Genomic DNA, 18354 nt, shown 5'->3' with positions numbered 1-18354 from the left:
GAACGAGCGACCTCCACTCGAACTACGGGGATACTGGGCTGGACGCTTCGAGAACTGTGATATTCCAGATCTCACCTCATTGGCGTGTTCGCCGAGGGTTTTCGCGCCGTTCTACTCATTCGAACGGCCGATTCATGCATAGAATTATGTGTGAGGGTCAGGCATAGAGGCGTGTGATGCTCGAAGGAAAGACTGCAGTCGTGACGGGCGGTGCGAGTGGTATCGGGCGAGCGATTGCGAGAACGTTCTCGGAACACGGTGCTAACATCGCGATCGGTGACTGTCGAAGAGAACCCCGTAGAGGCGGACCGCGAACTGACGACCTAATCAATGATTCGGGCGGTGATGCGATCTTCGTCGAGACGGATGTCACGCGTTTCGACGATGTTGTCGACTTAGTCGATACTACCGCGGACGAATACGGATCGATCGACGTCATGGTGAATAACGCTGGCATCCTCCGGCAAACGATGCTCCACGAAACTTCGCCGGAGGATTGGCGTGAACTAATGCGTATCAATGTCGACGGCGTCTATCACGGAACGAAAGCGGCACTCGATTATATGCTCGAACAGTCGAGTGGGAGTATCGTCAATATCTCATCGATCAGCGGGCAAATTGGACGAGCAGAAGCGCCGGCGTACTGTACTTCGAAAGGGGCCGTGACGATGATGACTCGACAGAACGCCATCGACTACGGTCCCGAAGGCATTCGGGTCAACGCTGTCGGGCCCGGTGGCACGTTGACCGCCATGGTGCACGACGTTATGAGCGAAGAGCGACAGTCGTATCTCGAAGACGCGACGCCGCTTCGACGGCTCGCTGAGCCCGACGAAATCGCTGATACCGCGACGTTCCTCGCTTCGGATATGGCGAGTTACGTCAACGGACACGTACTCATAGCTGACGGAGGGTTCTCGATCGTCTAATCCGCTTAGCGACAGAGACCGCTTTCGGGTAAACGATCCACGGCACCGCTATGAGTGCCGACGAATCGACCCGATTCTCGCATTTGCGTCCGGCACCGACCATCAGCTATAAATAATTGCTCTCCGCTTTTCGAGTGAACGTATGACCGAGCAGAACGCTAAACCACCGGATGAGCGAATCGACCGTTTTCGACACGCGGTCGCCCGTCACTGGGAATCACTCGACCGAGGATGGAAAGCGGCCCTCTTCGGCGTTCTTATCGTTCTGTACCAACTCATTGACGTAGGGTTCTGACGATGTCCGTGCTGTCACGTCTTCGCTTACTAGCACCGGGACTCGCCGTTCTGCTCGGGATTGCTGGGATCGCTCGTGTACTGGGCAATTCCATCCCCGCACTCAGCCCGCTCATCGTCGCGATTGCGCTTGGGGCGACGCTCGCTAACACGGTCGGTGTCCCCGACTGGGCGCGGCCCGGGTTGAATACGCACAGTCTTTTCCTCGAAACCGGAATCGTCCTCCTCGGGGTGCGTCTCACGTTAGGTGAACTCGCTCAAACTGGTCCAATCGTCCTTGGACTCGCCACAGGCGTCGTCGTATTCGGCGTGCTCTATATGGAACTCGTCATTGGCCGTCTCTTTGCTATCAGACAGCGGACGACGTCACTCCTAGCGGCCGGTGCGAGTGTCTGTGGGGTCTCCGCCGTTCTGGCCGTTGCTGGGAGCATCGATGTAGACGAGACCGACATCACCTATGCCGTCGCGACGATACTACTCTTCGATGCCGTTACGCTGGTTCTCTTTCCGGTTGCCGAGCAGTCGCTTCACCTTTCGGCCAAGCAGTTCGGTATTTGGACCGGCTTGAGCCTGTTCAGTACCGGCCCAACAGCGGCAGTCGGCTTCGCCGTTTCCGAAACTGCGGGGCAGTGGGCGACAGTGACGAAACTGGTCCGGAACACGTTCATCGGCGTCGTTGCGGTCGGCTATGCAGTTCGCTACGCCACCGCTGAGACTGACCAAATTGCACTTTCGAAGGTCTGGAATCGCTTTCCGAAATTCCTGCTCGGCTTTCTTGTCGTGGTGCTCGTCGCGAATCTGTGGACTCTCTCTGCAGGAGAGTTGAATTTCGTTGGGAGGGCCCGATCCTGGTTGTTCTTGCTGGCCTTTGCAGGCCTGGGCTTCGATATCGGGTTCGACGAAATCCGAGAAGCAGGACTCAAGCCGGTGTTACTCGTCTTCATTCACCTTCTCACCATCAGTTCGCTCGCCCTCTTGATCGTAGTCACAATATTCTGACCCACCGCCACCAAAACAATTATATACTGGTGGAAAGACTCTCACCCTGTATGCCCGATAGGTATCTGCAGGTAGTCGAACCAACGGACAACGTCGCGACGGCATTGCGCGAGCTCGAAGCGGGCGAGACCGTTTCGGTTGGCGTCGGCGACGAGGAACGCACCGTCGAGATCGCCGAAGACGTCATCTTCGGCCACAAGATCGCCATCGAGGACATCGCGTCCGGCGAGACCATCACGAAGTACGGCAAGAGCATCGGCAACGCGACGGAGGATATCCCCGCAGGCACGTGGGTCCACGTCCATAACGTCGAGTCGAACTACGGTCGCGGCGACCTCGCCGATGACGACCAGGCGAAGGTAGTGAGTGAGTGAGCACAATGAGTGACAACCAATTCCTCGGATACGAACGCGACGACGGGAGTGTCGGCATTCGCAACCACACGGTCATCGTCTCGACCGCGCCTTACGCCAACGATACGGTCAAACGCGCGGCGGATATCGTCGAGGACGCGATTCCGATCACCCATCCCCTCGGGCGCTGTCAGACCAAGCCAGACGTCTTCCAGACGTATCGAACGCTGTTGGGCTACGCGACCCATCCGAATACGTACGGCGCGGTCGTCGTCGCCCACGCGGGCGAGATTGTCGACGGTGACGAGTTGGCAGAGGATATCGCCGAGACCGGACGCCCCAGCGATTCGGTTAACATCCACCGAGAGGAGGGCGTCATGAACGCGCTGAAACGGACGGTCAACTCCGCCCAAGAGATGGCCCAAGACGCCAGTGCCCAGAAGCGCGTGCCTTCGGATATGTCGAACCTCACCTTCGGCATCAACTGCGCCACCTCGGACACCACGAGCGGTCTGTGCCAGCACAAGGCGACGGCAAACGCCGTCTGGCGGCTCATCGACGAGCACGGCGGCCGCGGCTGTTTCGCCGAGACGCCCGAGTTCTTCGGCGGCGAAAACGAACTCTCCGAGCGCGCGATCAACGACGAGGTCAAAGAGGAGATCCTCGAACGGGTCGAACACTGGGACGAACGGCTCCAGGCGACCGGCTACGACGTCCGCGGTGCCCAGCCGACCCCGGACAACATGGATGGTGGGTTGACCACCATCGAAGAGAAATCGCTCGGTGCGCTGGTGAAATCCGGCGACGGCCCGATCCAAGACATCATCGACTACGGGTCGAAGATTCCCCGTGATTCGGGGATGTACATCATGGACACGCCCGGCCACGGCGCCGAATCCGTCACCGGCATCGGTGCTGGTGGGGCGCACTTCATGGTTATCTCCACTGGGCAGGGCCACACCCTCTCGAACGCGGTGATGCCGACGATCAAAATCACGGGGAACCCGGGCAGCGCCGAGCGCGTGCCCGAGGAGACTGACGTTGACGTCAGCGAAGCCTTAGTCGGCGACGAGTCCTTCGATTGGGCGACCGACCAGCTCTGGGATGAGATCGAAGAGGTCGTCAACGGCAAAGTCACCCTGAGCGAAGCGCTGGGCGAAAGCCAGTTCGCTATCCACCGCATCGGCCCCTCGACCTAACGAACACTAACCCAAATTCAGGCTGTCGAGACAGCGGAGCCGAGAACCAATCAGCGGTTGGAAATTTTGGCGGTATATTTAGCTACTGCTATTAAGTAAACATTATTCACACAGAGAAAAATATTAGTAAGTGGGGATAGATGTCGGGGTATGGGAGCTGAACGTACCTACGTCAAAGAGGCACCCGATCAGGCGACGGAGATATCAAAAGATGTTCGCGACAGCGTCTACGATATCCTATCGTCGGTGCGAGAGGATCAAGATGAGGCAGTTAGACAGTTGACCGCGAAGTTCGATGGCGTCGAGATCGACGACTTCCGAGTCACGGACGACGAGATCCAGGCGGCTCACGAGCAGCTGACCGACGAAGAGAAAGAACGGATCGACTATAGCATCGAACGGGTTCGGAACTTTGCTGAGGCACAAAAAGCGTCGATAGACAGTGACTTCGAAGAAGAGTTCGGAGAGGGCATCCGATGTGGCCAGCGGACGCTTCCGGTCGAAGCAGCAGGAACGTACGTTCCCGGTGGGCACTTCACCCACATTTCGTCGGCACCGATGTCGATCGTCCCCGCTCGCGTTGCGGGCGTTGATCGAGTCATTACCTGTACGCCACCACGTCCCGACGGCTCGGCGAACGCCTATCAGCTGTATGCGATGGACCAGTCGGGCGCCGACGAGATTTACAAGATCGGCGGCGCACAAGCTATCGGAGCGATGGCATATGGCACCGAAACCGTCGGGTCTGTCGACGTGGTTACAGGGCCGGGTAACGTCTTCGTCTTCGAAGCCAAGCGACAGGTGTTCGGCGAAGTCGACATCGACTTACTCCCTGGACCGACGGAAGTGCTCATCATCGCAGACGAGACAGCAGATCCGGAAATAGTGGCTTTAGATCTGCTTTCACAGGCCGAACACACAGAGACTTCCCAATCGGTCCTCGTCACTACGGACCAGGGGCTGGCAGAACGCACGCTCGAAGAAATCGAAACGTGGCTTCCGAAGCTAACGACGGAAGAGACGGCACGCACGTGCTGGGAAGAAAACGGCGAAGTCATCGTGGTCCCGGACGAGGAAGCCGCTGCGGCGGTGTCTGACGAGTACGCTATCGAACACGTTCAGATCATGACGGAGGCACCGCGAGAAATACTCGAAGACTTACATCACTACGGAGGGGCATTCTTGGGACACAACGCACCTGTGGCGTTTGGCGATAAGGTCACTGGCCCCGACCACATTTTGCCAACCCATGGAACTGCGCGCTTCAACGGCGGCTGCTGGGTCGGGGCGTACATGAAGACAATTACCCACCAGCAACTTACCCCCGAGGGCGCAGCACATCTCTCAGACTACGCTGCGCGCATCTCCGAGATGGAAGGGATGCACGGACATCAGCTTTCGGCGGAACGTCGACCAGTCGACGAATGACTGAGCCGGGCTACGTGGGTATCTGACGAGCGTCTCAGCAATCGATTAGGCTCTCGAAACGATTTCTTTCGCTGCTCTCGAGAGATTATCTAGCCCGAATACGACAAGGTATATCGGTACCCGGAGACCGATAACTGGCGCTTCTTTGATACCGGTAGCGGCATGAATATCGCAAGTCGACTTCTTGCCTACCATAGTCATAAATTATTTATGTTGTCCTATTCACGTAGGACTATGCCGAGAGTCAACAGACGGCAATACGTCAAAGGTATCGGTAGTGCAGCCAGTATCGTCGCACTTGCGGGTTGTAGTGGTGATGGCGGCGACGGCGGTGGCAGTGGCGATGGGAGCACGGGCGGAGAACAGACCGGAGGAGCAACGTCGGGTTCGAGCGGGGAATCCTATCAGATGGATGTCGCCACCGCGTACAAAATCGGCACGACGAAAGTGTACCCGGTGATGCAACAGGAGTTCAAAAAGAACGTCGAAGAAGCTTCGAACGGACAAATCTCGGTGAAGCTTCACCCGAACGGCGTCTTAGGATCGGGATCACAGCTCGCCCAGAAAGTCCAGTCCGGGACGGTCCAAGCCGCGCAGTTCTCGTTCTCGAACTTCTCACCGTACGCTTCGGCGGTGGACCTGGTGAATCTGCCGTACTTCGCCGGGACGAACCAACAGTTCGTCAATCTGGTTACGAGTAAAGCGTGGGAAGACAACGTCCACAATAAAATTCGGTCTAACGGGTTCGAGCCGCTCTTCTACCTCGTCATTGATCCCCGGGCGGTCGGCGTCGGGAAGGGGAAAAGCAAGGTGATGACGCCCTCCGATATGAAAGGATACAAACACCGAATCCCTGGGTCCGAGATCCTCAAGGAGTCGTGGAACATGGCCGGCGCCAACCCGACGCCTATCCCATGGGGCGAGACTCCCACTGCAATTGAAGAAGGCGTCGCAGACTCCCTGCACGTTTCGATCGAAGCGTTCGTCGCGTTCGGATTCAGCGACTTGGTCTCGCACATCACGCGTATCAAAATGGTCGAGGACGCGCAGGTGTATGCGATGAACCGTCAGTGGTATCAGAAACTCCCGGACAATCTCAAAGAAGCGGTCGATACGGCAGCAAAACAGACGTTCAAGGCGAATCTCGATCAAGTGCCAAAGTCCCGGCAGGAATCGATCAGCCAGCTCGAGGAGGCTGGTGTGAAAATCCACGACCCGTCGGACAGCCAGATCCAGAAGTGGAAGGATAAAGTGGGCTATCAGCGGTCCGAATGGGAGAGTTGGAAAAAGAAGCTCGCAGGCGACATGGAGACGTTCAAAGCACTAGAGAAGGCGACGGAGAAACAGAGCGAGTTCGAAATCCCGAGCTGAAGTTTCGACAATACGTTGGGTAACAGACCAGAGAGATACCAGACTATGTCCGAAAGAACGCCGCAAGCTACCGATTCAGGAAGGACTGTGAATAGAACGTCGAAACTTGCACAGGCGCTGAACGAAAACCTAGAGAGATATCTTCTCCTCTCGTTCTACGTGTATATTATCGCGATTATCGGCATTGAGGTGTTTCGTCGATTCGTTCTCAATAACGCCAGTCTCTGGGGCGAGGAAACGGCGCGATACATGTTCATCTACCTCACCTGGATCGGAGCTAGTTGGGGTGTCAACGAGCGGTTGCACATCCGTATCGACATCCTCCATCAGTATGTCTCGGAGCGAGTGACCGGGCTACTGTATATTCTTGGTGACATCGTTACCTTCGCCTTCGTCGTAGTCGCTATCCGATGGACAATTCCACAAATCCAGACCCAACTCCAGTTCGGAGCGGTTACGGAAGCACTTCGTGTCGACATGATCTACTTCCAAGTGGCAGTACCAATCGGAATGACGCTGCTCGGAGTTCGAGTGTTGCAGGCGCTGTACCGAGACGTTCAAGACGTTCGGGCGGGTCGCCCGGTGTATAAAGGAGAGGAGCTGTTCTCGTAATATGGTCTCTGCCACTATCATCGGTATCCTGGTCCTGACCGCGATTTTGATTCTGCTCGGGATTCCGGTATTCGCTTCGTTAGGAATCGGAGGGTACCTCCTTCTCCAAGTGACGAACGTCCTGCCGACGGTGTTGTTAGGCCAGACGCTCTTCACTGGGCTGGATGCCTTCGCCCTCATCGCCGTTCCGCTGTTCATCCTGACGGGGGACGCAATCGTCGAAACTGGCTTCTCACGGAAGCTGCTGAACTTCACGCAGAGTATCTTCGGTGGATTCCGTACCGGGATGGGCACGGCAACGCTGTTCGGTTGTGGCCTGTTCGCGGCTATCAGCGGCTCCAACGCGTCAGATGCGGCAGCGTTGGGTCGAATCACGTTAGACCGTCTCGAAGAACGCGGATACAGCCGTTCTTATGCCAGTTCGATCGTCGCGAGCGGTGCGTCGACCGGTATCCTCATCCCGCCGAGCATCTCGTACATCATCGTCGGACTCGTGTTCGGTATTTCCGCGTCGACGCTCTTTCTTGCGGCGTTGATTCCCGGCGTCGCGATACTACTCGGAATGGTCGTGATGAACGTCGTCATGAACCGAGTCCACGGATACGAATCCGGGACCGGACACCCTGAACTGGGAGATATCGGTTACAGCGTCTGGGACGCAAAATACGGGCTCCTGATCCCGTTCATTATCCTCGGTGGGATTTATTCCGGGGTGTTCACGCCGACCGAAGCATCTGCAGTCGCGGTCATTACGACTATCGTGATTGGCGTAGTGCTGCAGCGACTATCGCTCCCACAGTTTCCCGAAATGCTGGAACGGAGTGCATTAGTCAATGGGGTCATCGCTCCGATAATCGCGATCGCACTTCTCTTTAGCCAAGCACTCTCCGCACTTGGCATTCCGGAAGCGTTGGTGAGTGCAGTCATTGGAACGACGACGAACTTCTATCTCGTGACGCTCATCATGATCGTGATTCTCTTTATGGCCGGAGCGATCATGGAGACGACCCCGAATATCCTCGTCTTGGGTCCGATACTGCTTCCCATCGGCGAGCGAATCGGCATGCATCCAGTGCATTTCAGTGTCTTCTTTATTTCCGCACTTGCAGTCGGATTCATTACTCCGCCGATCGGCCTCAATCTCTACGTGATGTCCGGTGTCAGCGGCGAGTCCATCACTGATATCGCGAGAGACGCGGTGCCGTTTATGCTGGCCATGTTGGCGATTATCTTGTTGATCGCCTGGTTCCCCGTTCTCTCGATGTGGGGTATCTAATCCCTACAGCGCTTTCAGAGATAGAATTTGCTAGAGCAACTATCGATCCTCGCCCGCGAACGTCACGCACTGGGCGAGTTCAGAGGATTCGTTTAGGTCAGCGAACAGACCACTGTTCGACTCGAAAATAGAGTGTAAACATCCTGATTAATTCCCAAGGATATTTGTACCTGCTAATGAAAATGGTAGACGATGACGAGGATTACCACAGTCCAGAGAACAGCTCGGTACACAAGCGGGATTTTGGCGCTGATCTTCTTCGTGAATCTCTTGCTCGACTCCCAGGTCATCCCGTTTCTCGAACAAGGTCCATTCTTTGGGAACGTCGCGCAGTTCCTCACACTCCTAGTAGCGTCCGCGCTCATCGCACTCGATTTCATACTCGTTGACTACCTAAACGACAGTACAGATATGAGTACACCGGAAGAAGACTCTTCTTCCGAAGCACCTATCGAGCCTAGCGTCGATTGATACCTGGAATTTCCAGTTAGAGGTACTCTGTTAAAGGTTATCCCATATATCCTATTGGATAGGGCTCAGATAAACGTATAATAGAGAAGTAGTTATCTTCTGCGTGGTTTTGGCCACATAACCTCTAAAATTTGCAGTTTTTAGTCGAAAGGGTTGTGTTCGAGTGTCAACGACGATTAGGATGGTACCAATAGATGTCGGCAATGCCGCCGAGGCAGAAAGCCGCCTCGACGATGTTGAGGACCAACAGGAGGAAACCCACGAGGTCGCCAAGAGTGCGATCGCGAAAGCCCAGCAGCTCGAAGCCGACCCTGATCAGCAGGAAGACGCCGAGACCCTTCCCGAGGGGATCGAACCGAGTTCGTCGCCGCTGGATTTCTTCGCGAACTGGCGGCAGGCCAAAGTCAAGACCATGTTCGTCGAGTGCTCGAATCGCCAGAATACCTACCGCGCGATTAGTATCGCGAAGCGGTGGCCGGAGTTTGCGACCGAACGGACTGACGGGAGCGGCGTGTGCTTCGCGAAGGATGCGTGGAGACAGCGCTGACTGCGGAACTCGGGAAAGAGCCGCACCGGCAGACAGTCAAGTATGTCTGGGAGAAGCTGATCGAGATCGGCGGCGACGATCTTATAAAGAAAACCCGACAGGTCGGACGAAACCAGACCCAGACCGGGTTGTTCGTGATGGACATCGAGACTGCCGAGAGCTTAGTCGAGCAACGCTACGTCGGCCTCGATCTCTTGGAAGATAGCGACCGAAAGGCGACAGCTGGCGGCGTCACGCCCGTTGTGGTGGAGTCTTCGGGGTAACCCTGTGACGAGCGCCAATTGAGAAGGGAATCGGCACAGAACTGACGTTGATGAACGCGGTGGCACGTGCCCTGTCGCCGCTGACATTGCTGTTTGGTAGCTGCAGGAACCGGGAGCGACCCAATTCTTGCAAGAGTGGAGTGAGTGGTCGTCACACGAACGGAGCGACCACTCTCGATTCCGTGCTCATAACGGGTGTGACGCAACGGTGAGATTGTTATCCCCTACAGAACCCACCGAAAATACGTGAGCCGGTTATAGGTGCGAAGTAGCGGACCACAACGTGAAGTCTCGTTTGCGGGCGTTCGAACCGCGTTGATCCGACAAAGACTGTCTGGGGCGAACGCTTTTGCGCCGGGAGGCTATACTGATGGATATGGCTGAACGAGAGTCTCGCCGTATTGCCCACGAACTCATGGACGAACCCCACATCACGGGACATCGTATCAGCGTCCGCCAAGTGTACGCACTGGTCGAAAAGCGCGGCATCGATCCCGAAACAGTTGCCGACCGATACGACCTAGATGTCGCGGACGTCTACCACGCACTCGCGTACTATCACGACCACCCACGAGAAATGAGCGACGTCGAAGCTGCCCGCGACGAACTGATGGAGGCGTTCCGGGCCTCAATCGAGCGTCCCGAGGGCGTCGAACCGGATACCGCGTGAAATGGCGGCGTGGCGGTTTCTTCTCGACGAAAATATCGATCCGAAAGTAGCCACGTATCTCGACAAAGAGGGACTGTTCGCAGTCCACGTTCGGGATACAGTTGGGCAGGGAGCCGATGATGAAGACGACGTCCTCCCCTACGCTCGTGAACACGAGCTCATCGTCGTCACCAGTGACGTGAAGGATTTCGGCGCGCTCTCGAGTGAGACCCACACTGGTGTTGTGCTTCTTCATGACGACACGATGCCCGCGTATCACGTCGCGTCCGCCCTCATCTCGATGGTCGATACCTATCCGAGTCGAAATGCATTCAGGGGTCGTGAGGAACTTGACGCGTGGGCCTGATTCGAGCTGGTTGAGAGCCAAATTAATCGGTGGTTCATTCTTACCGTTACCTCGGAAAAGAACGGATATAGCCTGGGTTGACAATCAAATCGGCACAGACCCAAAGTATTGAACGCGGTGGCACGTGCCCTGTCGCCGCTGACATTGCTGTTTGGTAGCTGCAGGAACCGGGAACGACCCTCTTCTTGCAGGGGTGGAGTGAGTGGTCGTCATCCAAACGGAGCGACCAGTCCCAAATCGTGGTTCACAACGGATGTAACGGACTCTTAAGACTGGTATCAGAAGTCACTCCAGCGGGTTCGTCCCGAGGGCGGTGAGTACGACGAGCGTCGCGACGGCAATGCCGATGAGAACGACGGCGACGGCGAAGGCAGTCTCTAGTCCCTGCGTGGTGAAGGAGGTCCATATCTGGACCGGCATCGTCCGCGGGTAGTACGCGAGCATCATCGTCGCACCGAACTCGCCAAGCGATCGGGCGAACGCCAGCGTGACGCCGGCGACGATCCCCGGCCACGCGAGCGGGAACGTTACCCGCCGAAGTGTCCCCAGTCGACTCTCGCCGAGCGACCGGGACGCGTCTTCGAGATGCCGGTCGACGCCCTCGAATGCCGCCTTGGCGGTGACGACGACGAAAGGCGAGGAAACGAACGACTGCGCCAGGACGACCCCCGCAAGCGAGCCGGTCAGCGGAAACCCGTTCTCCGCCGCGAGGCTCCCGAGCGCGGTGTTGGGCCCGACGACTGTCAGCAGGACCATCCCGCTGACGATGGGCGGGAGGACGAGCGGAAGGACGACGAACGCCGTCACGAGCGTCTGCAACCGCCCGCGCACCCGCGCCAGCCAGTAGGCGAGCGGCAGGCCGAACAGCGCGCCGAACGTGGTACTGATCGACGCCCCCGTCAACGAAGTCGTCGCCGCGGAGACGACCGCCGGGTCGGTCAGCTGGCCGATGATGACGCTGGGCGGTTGACTAAACAGGAGCGCGAGGAGCGGAACGACGTAGTAACAGAGTAACAGACCGCCCAGTACGAACGTGACCGACAGCCAGTCGAACCGACGGCCAGCGCCGTCAGTCCGTGAACGCGTCAGGGACATTGTCCGTGTATCGAGGGTAGTCGTTAGGGACGGCGAAGCCGAAATCGGTCAGGTAGTCGCCCGTCACGTGCGTCTCGAAGACGTCGGCGACGGACTGACGCCGATCGCGGGCAGTCGCGGCGTACCTGATGACTCCACCCCGAACTGTCTTTCCACTCGGCAGTTCGTAGCTCGTCGTCGCGTACCGATCGGTGTAGCGGGGGTCGCTCAGGTCGATCTCCGGGGGGAGGTCGAGATATTCGTAACCACGTTCGACGGCCATGTTTCGATACGTGACCGCCGCGTCTATCGATCCCGTCTCGAACTGACTGACGAGTCGCGTCTCCGGGTACGTCCGACTGCGCTGGGGAACCACCGTCCGGAGGTCGGAATCGGTCCCGTAGTGGTTCGTCGCGAGGTCGAGCATGAACAGCGTCCGGTAGCCGAGAGGATCCAGGTCCGGGTCGGTGCGGCCAAGCGTGACCGACCCGTCCGACAGCGATCGATACCACCCGTCGCTCCCAGCGTCGGCGACTCTCCGCCCGCCTTCGGTCTCAGGATTGTAGGCGACGACGAGCGAGTTCGTCGCGAACTCGCAGAACCACGCCGGGTCGAGCGGTGAATCGAACAGCGCGGCGTCCGCGACCGAGACGATGTCGGGGTCTTTCTGTTCGTCCGCCACGAGGCGAGCGACCCGAGCGGACCCGTGTGCCTCCACTCTGAGGGGCACCGCCACGTCCGCCCGGAGGCCGTTTTCGAGCGCGTCGTTCAGGCTTCCGGCCGCGAGGATAGAGACATCATTCCGCTGTCGGCCGCTGGACACCGCAAACCCCCCGACGAGGACGCTCCCGGCCCCCAGCGCCCCGAGAACCTGCCGCCGTGAGTAATCCATAGCCCGTCGTTATGCCGAAACAGACATAACGATTTCGGCCCGTGGACACCCGTATGGACGCTGGCTTCGAAGCCCACCTCCGAATCGGGTCGGACACGTTCAATGAGGATGACGCAGCGTTACTCCGGGCCATCGACGACGAGGGGTCACTGAATGCCGCGGCGTCGTCTCTCGGACGCTCGTACTCACGAGTGCAGAAGCGCATCACGGCGCTCGAGTCCGAGCTCGGACCGATTGTAAAACGTCGCCGTGGGGGCGACGGCGGCGGCGGGAGTCAACTGACTGACGACGGTCGCGACCTCCTCACGAAATTTGCTCGCCTCCAAGCGGCACTTGAAGACACGGCGTCAGTCGAGGAAGTGGCCATCTCCGGAACGGTCGTCGCTCGTGATGGCGAACTGGCGACGGTCGAAACCGCGGCCGGGACCGTTCGCGCACTTGTCTCGGACGGCGGCCCAACAGTCCACGTCGTCCTCAGGGCCGATGCCATCACCCTCCACAGCCCGGCGTCGGCGCCCCCAGCGGGGGCGACCAGCGCACGCAATCGATTCGAGGGGACGGTCGACCACGTGCAGCGACGGGAGACAACCGGCCGAGTCGTCGTGGATGTCGCGGGGGAGTTTTCGCTGCCGGTGTTAGTCACACGCGATTCGCTTGAAGAACTGTCTCTCTCCCCCGGCGACCCTGTCGTCGCGACGTTCAAAGCGACGGCGACTCGTGCCCTACCGATCTGACGCGTCCCGTAGCCCCACCGGACTATCCGCCAGTCGTTGAGGTGACCACTGGACTCGTTGTTTCGACGTGCCATCCTCGCCCGCCGTGAACGGCGGGGCTTCCACCAGGGGTGGAATACCAGCAAGATGCTGGATTGAGAAACGAGTAATCGCATGCAGGACATCCCCTCGGATATGGCCACTGAGGACTGACCGACTCCGCCTCCCCGCTTGACGAAGTGAGGAACGACATTCGTCGGGAATTAGTTCGACGTGTCGCAATGGCCGACCGTGAGTCGAATCGCGACATCTATGACGCGCTTGAACACGAGTACCCCATCCGTTTCGACTAAACTTCCGTCATCGATTGTTGCCCTCGCCGTTATCATCGGATTGGATTGACACTCTCAAAACTAACCACTGCTAGTGGCCGTTGTTGGGTAGTAGTTTGTTTTGAAAGTATAGATGCCGTATTGAAGAATCACTAGCTAACCAACAAGCCCCGGATAATACAGGCAACCGTTGGTTAGCAGATAAGCAACCCCTTATGCTGACGCGCCGACGACGTCAACGACGCCACTCGAAGAGGAACTCAGGACCCAACCTGCTGAATCAGTTCTCGGATCGCATCCTGTTTCTGATAGCCGATCACAGAAAAGAGGACAACAGCGCCGATCAACGCTACTGCCGAGATGACCTGTCCATTGGCCAGCTCACCGCCGGCGTAGACGGTAATAACGTATGCCGGGAGGCGGCCGACGATAATAACGGCGAGAAACGTTCGGAGTCGCCATGTCGTAAGGCCACTCAGAAAACAGATTGCGTCATCTGGGAGCCCGGGAATGAGTACGAATGCTAACAACCCCGGAATGCCGACCCGGTCGACGAACCCATCGAAGCGGGTCATCACATCTTCGTGAAGCAGACGTTCGACCATCGGTCGCCCAAACCGCTTAGCAAGACTGAACGCGACTGCACTGCCCAGCAACACACCGGTAAGACTGTATACGGTTCCCGCGACCGGGCCGAACAGGTATCCAGCGACGAGTGCGACGATCTGTCCAGGCACTGGAGCGACGACGACTTGCAGGGCTTGGATAAAAACGAAAACGAGTGGCGCGAAAACACCAAACTGGCTGATCCACTCACGGAGTGCCTGAACATCGAAAATAAACGGTGCGTACTGACGAGCACCAAGATATGCAGCCACGAATGCGATAAGCAAGAGAGCGAGTCCCACCACTCCGCGCCGGAGGTCAGCTCTGGAGGAGAAGACACGCATTCGTTTCATCACGAGTCATAGGCCAGCATGAATCTTGTCCTCTGGCCGCGTTTCTCGATAGTCTTCATCACAACAGAGAGACACAATACTTCTCTTTCTCGGCTGGTACAACCGTCAGTGTACTATACCTCAATATCCCGTTTCTCGAGCGCTATTGGACGCAGTGGTACTGCCTTGCTGCTGCCGCGGCTGTGTGGCAGCTGCAAGAACCGGGAGCAACCTAATTCGTCAGCAGTGGGATGAGTGATCATGCCACGAACGGGGGTCAACCACACTGACGACGACACTGCCGTCGCCGGTCTCGTAGACCATGGGTGATACTTAGAGTTTTAGAATCAAAAGAAATCTCGATTTTGAGGCTGTTCATTCAAGCCAGAACTCAAAAAGTCAGGAGGCACATAGAGACCTTCTATGTTGGAACAACCAATACTGGCACTGGCGAGTTCGCCCGTCCCGGAGTGGGCGCTCCAATGGGCACACCAGATCGAGCGGACGCTCGCGCCCGCTCGAGATGTCATCAAGCCGATCCTGTCGAGCGGGTGGACGCTGGGTATCTGGCTTACAGTCAATATCGTTTCACTGGGCGTACTGTGGTGGGACTTCGAGAAATACAATCAGAACATCCCGTCGCTCATGAAGTTCGTCTGGTCGCTCGTCATCGCCTACTCCGGGCTGTTCGGCCTCGGCGTGTACTGGTTGACGGGCCGAACACAGCTCGACAGCGATTCGCTGTGGAAACAGGGCTTCCGCTCGACTTCGCACTGCTACTCCGGGTGCGGAATCGGTGAGGTGATCGGCATCACTTCCGCGACCATCATCCTCAGTTTCTCGACGCTCTGGGTGGTCGCGCTAACGTTCACGCTGGCGTTCGTCGGCGGGTTCGCGTTGACCGTGGGCCCACTGCTGCAGGAGGGTGTCGGCTTCAAGGAAGCGATGTGGGACGCCATCTGGAGCGAGACGCCCAGCATCACCATCATGGAAATCGTCGCCATCGGCACCGACCTGCTGCTGGCCGGTGAGGCGGGCTGGACGACGCCGCTGTTCTGGACGGCCCTGCTGTTCTCGCTGACCATCGGGTTCTTCGCCGCCTACCCCGTCAACGTCGCGCTCATCGCTGCCGGCGTGAAAGAGGGAATGGGCAACCCGGCCGAGATGGACGGCAGTCCCAGTGGCGGCCGGAGTACGGCGGCCGACTGAGGGCGTATTCACTCGACGCGTTCCAGTGTTCGCCGCCGTTCAAATTCGTCCTCGGAGAGGTCACCACGCGCGTAGCGCTCTCGAAGAATCGACAGCGGCCGTTCGCGAGTTCCGACTCCGCCACGCCTCGCGACGCGAAGATGAGATAGAGCGGAATCAGGAGTAACAGCCCCAGCCAGAGACGCCTCCAGAGGCCCATTCCGCTGCCGAAGAGTCCCCACCGCCCATCGTGCCGCCGCCGGAACTCCCGGCACCGTAGGCCGCAGCCGTACCCGTCGTCGCGACTAGCAACGGGACGACGAGTAGCACGAGTCGACGAGCAGTGCGTCCGAGGTGAGGAGCGAATTGCGTCGTAATCGTGAACTGGTGGGGAGTGTGGGTGAGCGTCCGATTCGTACGGGACGGTCAGGAGTCGTCAGCAGTGGCCCTGTCCATGCATCCCGCGGTCGTGGTCGTCGTCACCCATGTCCTGGGTCATCTCGTCGACGGTCTCACCCGTGTGGGATTCCATCCACTCGACGATACCGGGACCCATGTGGTCGGTCGTGTGGCCTTCCATCCAGGTCGCCCAGTCGTCGGCGGTCTCATTGTACGGGGGCGCGTCGTCTGCAGTCGTTGTGGTGCCGTGTGCGCTGACCAAACCCGGGACGAACGCGAGTCCGACGATCGCGAGCGCCGCGAGCAGCCAGCGGCCGATGGTGATGTTGGTCATTGTGCTTCGCCTCAGTTACTCGTAGAACCGCTCGAGAGTTAGCGCGATGGGTGTGAACCCACGTAGGAGAACGTTCGAGAACGTGTATAGAGCAATCTAAACGTTTCTCAGGAATAGAACCGTTCACCTGGCTCAAAGTCGTTCGGGTAACGCCTACCCCCTTCTGACGAGATAGGACCAAGGCTAGAGGTGGAAGGCGCTCGCCGACAAGCAGTGGTCCGAGCGGGGAATGCTCGGGGACGATCCTCGTCTCGGCCGTGCTCACGGGCTTTGTCATCTACTTCCCCTTCCCCGGAGCGGGATCCGTCCCGGATCCATCGAGTGCCCGGATCGCCGAAGTCGAAACCGAGAACGAACTACGAGATGGTTCTGAACGTCCTCGCGACGGTCTTCTTCATATCCGCCTACTGGTTTCACAGCGCGGGCTCGATCGGCAATCGGGCATACGGCGAGCGCCCCCACGCTGCCGACCGGTGCTTTCGGTTTTCCCGATCGCGCGGCGCTACTGGGCCTGATTCTGCTGTAAGTCCTCGCTCGGATAGACGCGATACGTCCGTCCCTGCCGTTCGCGGTACAACAGGCCGCGCTTTTCGAGGGCACTCACTGTCTGGCTCACCTTGCTCTTCGAGAAGTCCGAGCGATCCCGCAGTTCGATCTGTGTGATGCCGGGCGAGGAGAGCACCGGTTCGAGAACCCGGCGTTCGTCGTCCGGCAGGAGGTCGAGGACACGAGTCTGGGGCTGCTCTTCCGGGTTGAGCGCGCCGTCCGGTTGAACGTCACTCTGCGGTGAGCCGTCGACCTCCTCGCTGGCCGCGCTCGATGACTCGTTCAACGGTTGAGCACTCGCAGCTACTGAGAGGTCGTCGCGGACGGTGAGATAGATGCCACCGACGACAGCGGCGACGAGCAACGTCCCGAGAACGTACCAGAGCGGATTCGTCCCGTGGACGGTCCCCATCGACGTTCCCATCATCGATCCCATCTGGTCGAAGGCTCGCTGCTGCTGATACGCCCGCCAGCTGAGCGCACCGCCGACGAGGAGGACGGCAGCGATGAGCAATCCGATACCTGCGTCAGCTCGGCGTCGGTTCATTCATCCCACCTCACTCCGACTCGCTCGGACATACCTGCTCGTTGGCGAGACAGCGCCGTAGCAGTTTTGATTGCTTGGAGCAAGACTCCGGTCTAGCCTCGCCATACGAACAGGGGGCAGTGGTGCGTAACGCACCTGACTTTGCGGAGGCCTCGTTCCTAATATCCGTGAGCGTTGTTCTGGAGACTATTGAGTTTAGTTTCCGGCGGATGATAGCCCGCTAACGGGGACAGATCCGAAAGGAGCCGAGCGGACGAATCGGACACGCCTCTAAATCGCCCGATGGGATACGCTTGGTTTCTAAACTCAGGGCCGCACTCGACCCACTGATTCGAAGGGACAATCCGCATAAGAGAGGACGGCGTACGTGTTTGTGGATGCCAACGACCATTACTGTCGAGGGAATGACCTGCGGTCACTGTGAGCAGACAGTCGAAGAAGCGCTTCGTGAGGTGAGCGACGTAACCGACGCGACCGCCGACCGAGAGGCCGAACAGGCGCGTGTCGACGGCGACGTCGACACCACGGCACTCGTCCAGGCCGTCGAGGACGCTGGATACACCGCACACGCCTGAGAAAGCCTCGAACGCACGTCGGCGAACGTCGAAGTCGACTCCGATCACCTATCGTCTC

General features: G+C 58.4%; 20 protein-coding genes and 1 pseudogene. 15 read left to right on the top strand and 6 right to left on the bottom strand.

All coding sequences use genetic code 11. From position 1 onward, the window contains the following. The first annotated feature begins 176 nt into the window (after positions 1 to 176). The 12 genes and pseudogenes from EGH23_RS21615 to EGH23_RS21560 all read left to right on the top strand — a co-directional run bounded on the left by EGH23_RS21615 (position 177) and on the right by EGH23_RS21560 (position 10758). Positions 177 to 929, top strand: coding sequence for an SDR family NAD(P)-dependent oxidoreductase (locus EGH23_RS21615; protein WP_236045004.1), 753 nt, complete (start codon positions 177 to 179; stop codon positions 927 to 929). Between the two features lie 297 nt (positions 930 to 1226). Next, positions 1227 to 2222, top strand: coding sequence for a YeiH family protein (locus EGH23_RS21610; protein ID WP_220582065.1), 996 nt, complete (start codon positions 1227 to 1229; stop codon positions 2220 to 2222). A 50-nt stretch (positions 2223 to 2272) separates the two neighbouring features. Next, on the top strand, positions 2273 to 2596 hold the full coding sequence (locus EGH23_RS21605; protein WP_220582064.1) for a UxaA family hydrolase: 324 nt from the start codon (positions 2273 to 2275) through the stop codon (positions 2594 to 2596). 5 nt (positions 2597 to 2601) lie between these two features. Beyond that, complete coding sequence (locus EGH23_RS21600; protein ID WP_220582063.1) at positions 2602 to 3774, top strand: UxaA family hydrolase; 1173 nt, start codon at positions 2602 to 2604, stop codon at positions 3772 to 3774. Positions 3775 to 3924: 150 nt separating this feature from the next. Further along, positions 3925 to 5202 (top strand): histidinol dehydrogenase, encoded by a 1278-nt coding sequence (hisD, locus tag EGH23_RS21595; RefSeq protein WP_220582062.1) that lies wholly within the window; start codon positions 3925 to 3927, stop codon positions 5200 to 5202. Positions 5203 to 5661: 459 nt separating this feature from the next. Then, positions 5662 to 6573: a TRAP transporter substrate-binding protein gene (locus tag EGH23_RS21590; RefSeq protein ID WP_220582061.1), complete on the top strand. Its 912-nt coding sequence runs from the start codon at positions 5662 to 5664 to the stop codon at positions 6571 to 6573. Positions 6574 to 6618: 45 nt separating this feature from the next. After that, positions 6619 to 7185 carry a TRAP transporter small permease gene (locus tag EGH23_RS21585; RefSeq protein ID WP_220582060.1) on the top strand — a complete coding sequence of 189 codons (567 nt, stop codon included), beginning with the start codon at positions 6619 to 6621 and terminating at the stop codon, positions 7183 to 7185. A 1-nt stretch (position 7186) separates the two neighbouring features. Beyond that, positions 7187 to 8461: a TRAP transporter large permease gene (locus EGH23_RS21580; protein WP_220582059.1), complete on the top strand. Its 1275-nt coding sequence runs from the start codon at positions 7187 to 7189 to the stop codon at positions 8459 to 8461. A gap of 192 nt (positions 8462 to 8653) precedes the next feature. Continuing rightward, positions 8654 to 8932, top strand: coding sequence for a hypothetical protein (locus EGH23_RS21575; RefSeq protein WP_220582058.1), 279 nt, complete (start codon positions 8654 to 8656; stop codon positions 8930 to 8932). 196 nt (positions 8933 to 9128) lie between these two features. Further along, positions 9129 to 9742 (top strand): annotated as a pseudogene (locus EGH23_RS21570) (hypothetical protein); the annotation flags it as partial. 376 nt (positions 9743 to 10118) lie between these two features. Next, positions 10119 to 10412, top strand: a complete 294-nt coding sequence (locus tag EGH23_RS21565) for a DUF433 domain-containing protein (RefSeq protein ID WP_220582057.1) — start codon at positions 10119 to 10121, stop codon at positions 10410 to 10412. A gap of 1 nt (position 10413) precedes the next feature. Further along, positions 10414 to 10758, top strand: a complete 345-nt coding sequence (locus EGH23_RS21560) for a DUF5615 family PIN-like protein (RefSeq protein WP_220582056.1) — start codon at positions 10414 to 10416, stop codon at positions 10756 to 10758. 285 nt (positions 10759 to 11043) lie between these two features. Here EGH23_RS21560 and EGH23_RS21555 read toward each other — a convergent pair whose 3' ends face one another. Further along, a complete protein-coding gene (locus EGH23_RS21555; protein WP_220582055.1) occupies positions 11044 to 11853 on the bottom strand; it encodes an ABC transporter permease in 810 nt (269 codons plus the stop codon). Next, positions 11828 to 12724: an extracellular solute-binding protein gene (locus tag EGH23_RS21550; RefSeq protein WP_220582054.1), complete on the bottom strand. Its 897-nt coding sequence runs from the start codon at positions 12722 to 12724 to the stop codon at positions 11828 to 11830. The genes EGH23_RS21555 and EGH23_RS21550 overlap by 26 nt, the downstream gene beginning before the upstream one ends. Before the next feature lie 53 nt (positions 12725 to 12777). On the opposite strand from EGH23_RS21550, the gene EGH23_RS21545 reads away from it, so the two are divergent. Further along, on the top strand, positions 12778 to 13458 hold the full coding sequence (locus tag EGH23_RS21545) for a TOBE domain-containing protein (RefSeq protein WP_220582053.1): 681 nt from the start codon (positions 12778 to 12780) through the stop codon (positions 13456 to 13458). 571 nt (positions 13459 to 14029) lie between these two features. On the opposite strand, the gene EGH23_RS21540 is transcribed toward EGH23_RS21545, so the two are convergent. After that, complete coding sequence (locus EGH23_RS21540; protein WP_220582052.1) at positions 14030 to 14719, bottom strand: TVP38/TMEM64 family protein; 690 nt, start codon at positions 14717 to 14719, stop codon at positions 14030 to 14032. A gap of 411 nt (positions 14720 to 15130) precedes the next feature. On the opposite strand from EGH23_RS21540, the gene EGH23_RS21535 reads away from it, so the two are divergent. Continuing rightward, positions 15131 to 15916: a DUF4396 domain-containing protein gene (locus tag EGH23_RS21535; RefSeq protein WP_220582051.1), complete on the top strand. Its 786-nt coding sequence runs from the start codon at positions 15131 to 15133 to the stop codon at positions 15914 to 15916. Between the two features lie 8 nt (positions 15917 to 15924). Here the strand turns inward: EGH23_RS21535 and EGH23_RS27105 are convergent, their stop codons facing one another. From EGH23_RS27105 to EGH23_RS21520, 3 genes are all read right to left on the bottom strand, one after another. Further along, a complete protein-coding gene (locus EGH23_RS27105) occupies positions 15925 to 16137 on the bottom strand; it encodes an SHOCT domain-containing protein (RefSeq protein WP_328766761.1) in 213 nt (70 codons plus the stop codon). Positions 16138 to 16331: 194 nt separating this feature from the next. Then, complete coding sequence (locus tag EGH23_RS21525) at positions 16332 to 16628, bottom strand: hypothetical protein (RefSeq protein WP_220582050.1); 297 nt, start codon at positions 16626 to 16628, stop codon at positions 16332 to 16334. Between the two features lie 502 nt (positions 16629 to 17130). After that, positions 17131 to 17721: a helix-turn-helix transcriptional regulator gene (locus EGH23_RS21520; RefSeq protein WP_220582049.1), complete on the bottom strand. Its 591-nt coding sequence runs from the start codon at positions 17719 to 17721 to the stop codon at positions 17131 to 17133. 377 nt (positions 17722 to 18098) lie between these two features. Here EGH23_RS21520 and EGH23_RS21515 point away from each other — a divergent pair, with 377 nt between their 5' ends. Further along, on the top strand, positions 18099 to 18296 hold the full coding sequence (locus EGH23_RS21515; protein WP_220582048.1) for a heavy-metal-associated domain-containing protein: 198 nt from the start codon (positions 18099 to 18101) through the stop codon (positions 18294 to 18296). Positions 18297 to 18354: the final 58 nt, after the last annotated feature.

The organism is Haloarcula nitratireducens (assembly GCF_019599505.1).
Note: the sequence above shows the minus strand (reverse complement) of the source record. Positions and strands in the feature narration are given on the sequence as shown.

Excerpts from the sequence above, each read along its gene's own strand:
- EGH23_RS21615 (WP_236045004.1), top strand. The coding sequence starts at position 177 with ATGCTCGAAGGAAAGACTGCAGTCGTGACGGGCGGTGCGAGTGGTATC.
- EGH23_RS21610 (WP_220582065.1), top strand. The coding sequence starts at position 1,227 with ATGTCCGTGCTGTCACGTCTTCGCTTACTAGCACCGGGACTCGCCGTT.
- EGH23_RS21605 (WP_220582064.1), top strand. The coding sequence starts at position 2,273 with ATGCCCGATAGGTATCTGCAGGTAGTCGAACCAACGGACAACGTCGCG.
- EGH23_RS21600 (WP_220582063.1), top strand. The coding sequence starts at position 2,602 with ATGAGTGACAACCAATTCCTCGGATACGAACGCGACGACGGGAGTGTC.
- hisD (WP_220582062.1), top strand. The coding sequence starts at position 3,925 with ATGGGAGCTGAACGTACCTACGTCAAAGAGGCACCCGATCAGGCGACG.
- EGH23_RS21590 (WP_220582061.1), top strand. The coding sequence starts at position 5,662 with ATGCAACAGGAGTTCAAAAAGAACGTCGAAGAAGCTTCGAACGGACAA.
- EGH23_RS21585 (WP_220582060.1), top strand. The coding sequence starts at position 6,619 with ATGTCCGAAAGAACGCCGCAAGCTACCGATTCAGGAAGGACTGTGAAT.
- EGH23_RS21580 (WP_220582059.1), top strand. The coding sequence starts at position 7,187 with ATGGTCTCTGCCACTATCATCGGTATCCTGGTCCTGACCGCGATTTTG.
- EGH23_RS21575 (WP_220582058.1), top strand. The coding sequence starts at position 8,654 with ATGACGAGGATTACCACAGTCCAGAGAACAGCTCGGTACACAAGCGGG.
- EGH23_RS21565 (WP_220582057.1), top strand. The coding sequence starts at position 10,119 with ATGGCTGAACGAGAGTCTCGCCGTATTGCCCACGAACTCATGGACGAA.
- EGH23_RS21560 (WP_220582056.1), top strand. The coding sequence starts at position 10,414 with ATGGCGGCGTGGCGGTTTCTTCTCGACGAAAATATCGATCCGAAAGTA.
- EGH23_RS21555 (WP_220582055.1), bottom strand. The coding sequence starts at position 11,853 with ATGTCCCTGACGCGTTCACGGACTGACGGCGCTGGCCGTCGGTTCGAC.
- EGH23_RS21550 (WP_220582054.1), bottom strand. The coding sequence starts at position 12,724 with ATGGATTACTCACGGCGGCAGGTTCTCGGGGCGCTGGGGGCCGGGAGC.
- EGH23_RS21545 (WP_220582053.1), top strand. The coding sequence starts at position 12,778 with ATGGACGCTGGCTTCGAAGCCCACCTCCGAATCGGGTCGGACACGTTC.
- EGH23_RS21540 (WP_220582052.1), bottom strand. The coding sequence starts at position 14,719 with ATGCGTGTCTTCTCCTCCAGAGCTGACCTCCGGCGCGGAGTGGTGGGA.
- EGH23_RS21535 (WP_220582051.1), top strand. The coding sequence starts at position 15,131 with ATGTTGGAACAACCAATACTGGCACTGGCGAGTTCGCCCGTCCCGGAG.
- EGH23_RS21525 (WP_220582050.1), bottom strand. The coding sequence starts at position 16,628 with ATGACCAACATCACCATCGGCCGCTGGCTGCTCGCGGCGCTCGCGATC.
- EGH23_RS21520 (WP_220582049.1), bottom strand. The coding sequence starts at position 17,721 with ATGAACCGACGCCGAGCTGACGCAGGTATCGGATTGCTCATCGCTGCC.
- EGH23_RS21515 (WP_220582048.1), top strand. The coding sequence starts at position 18,099 with ATGCCAACGACCATTACTGTCGAGGGAATGACCTGCGGTCACTGTGAG.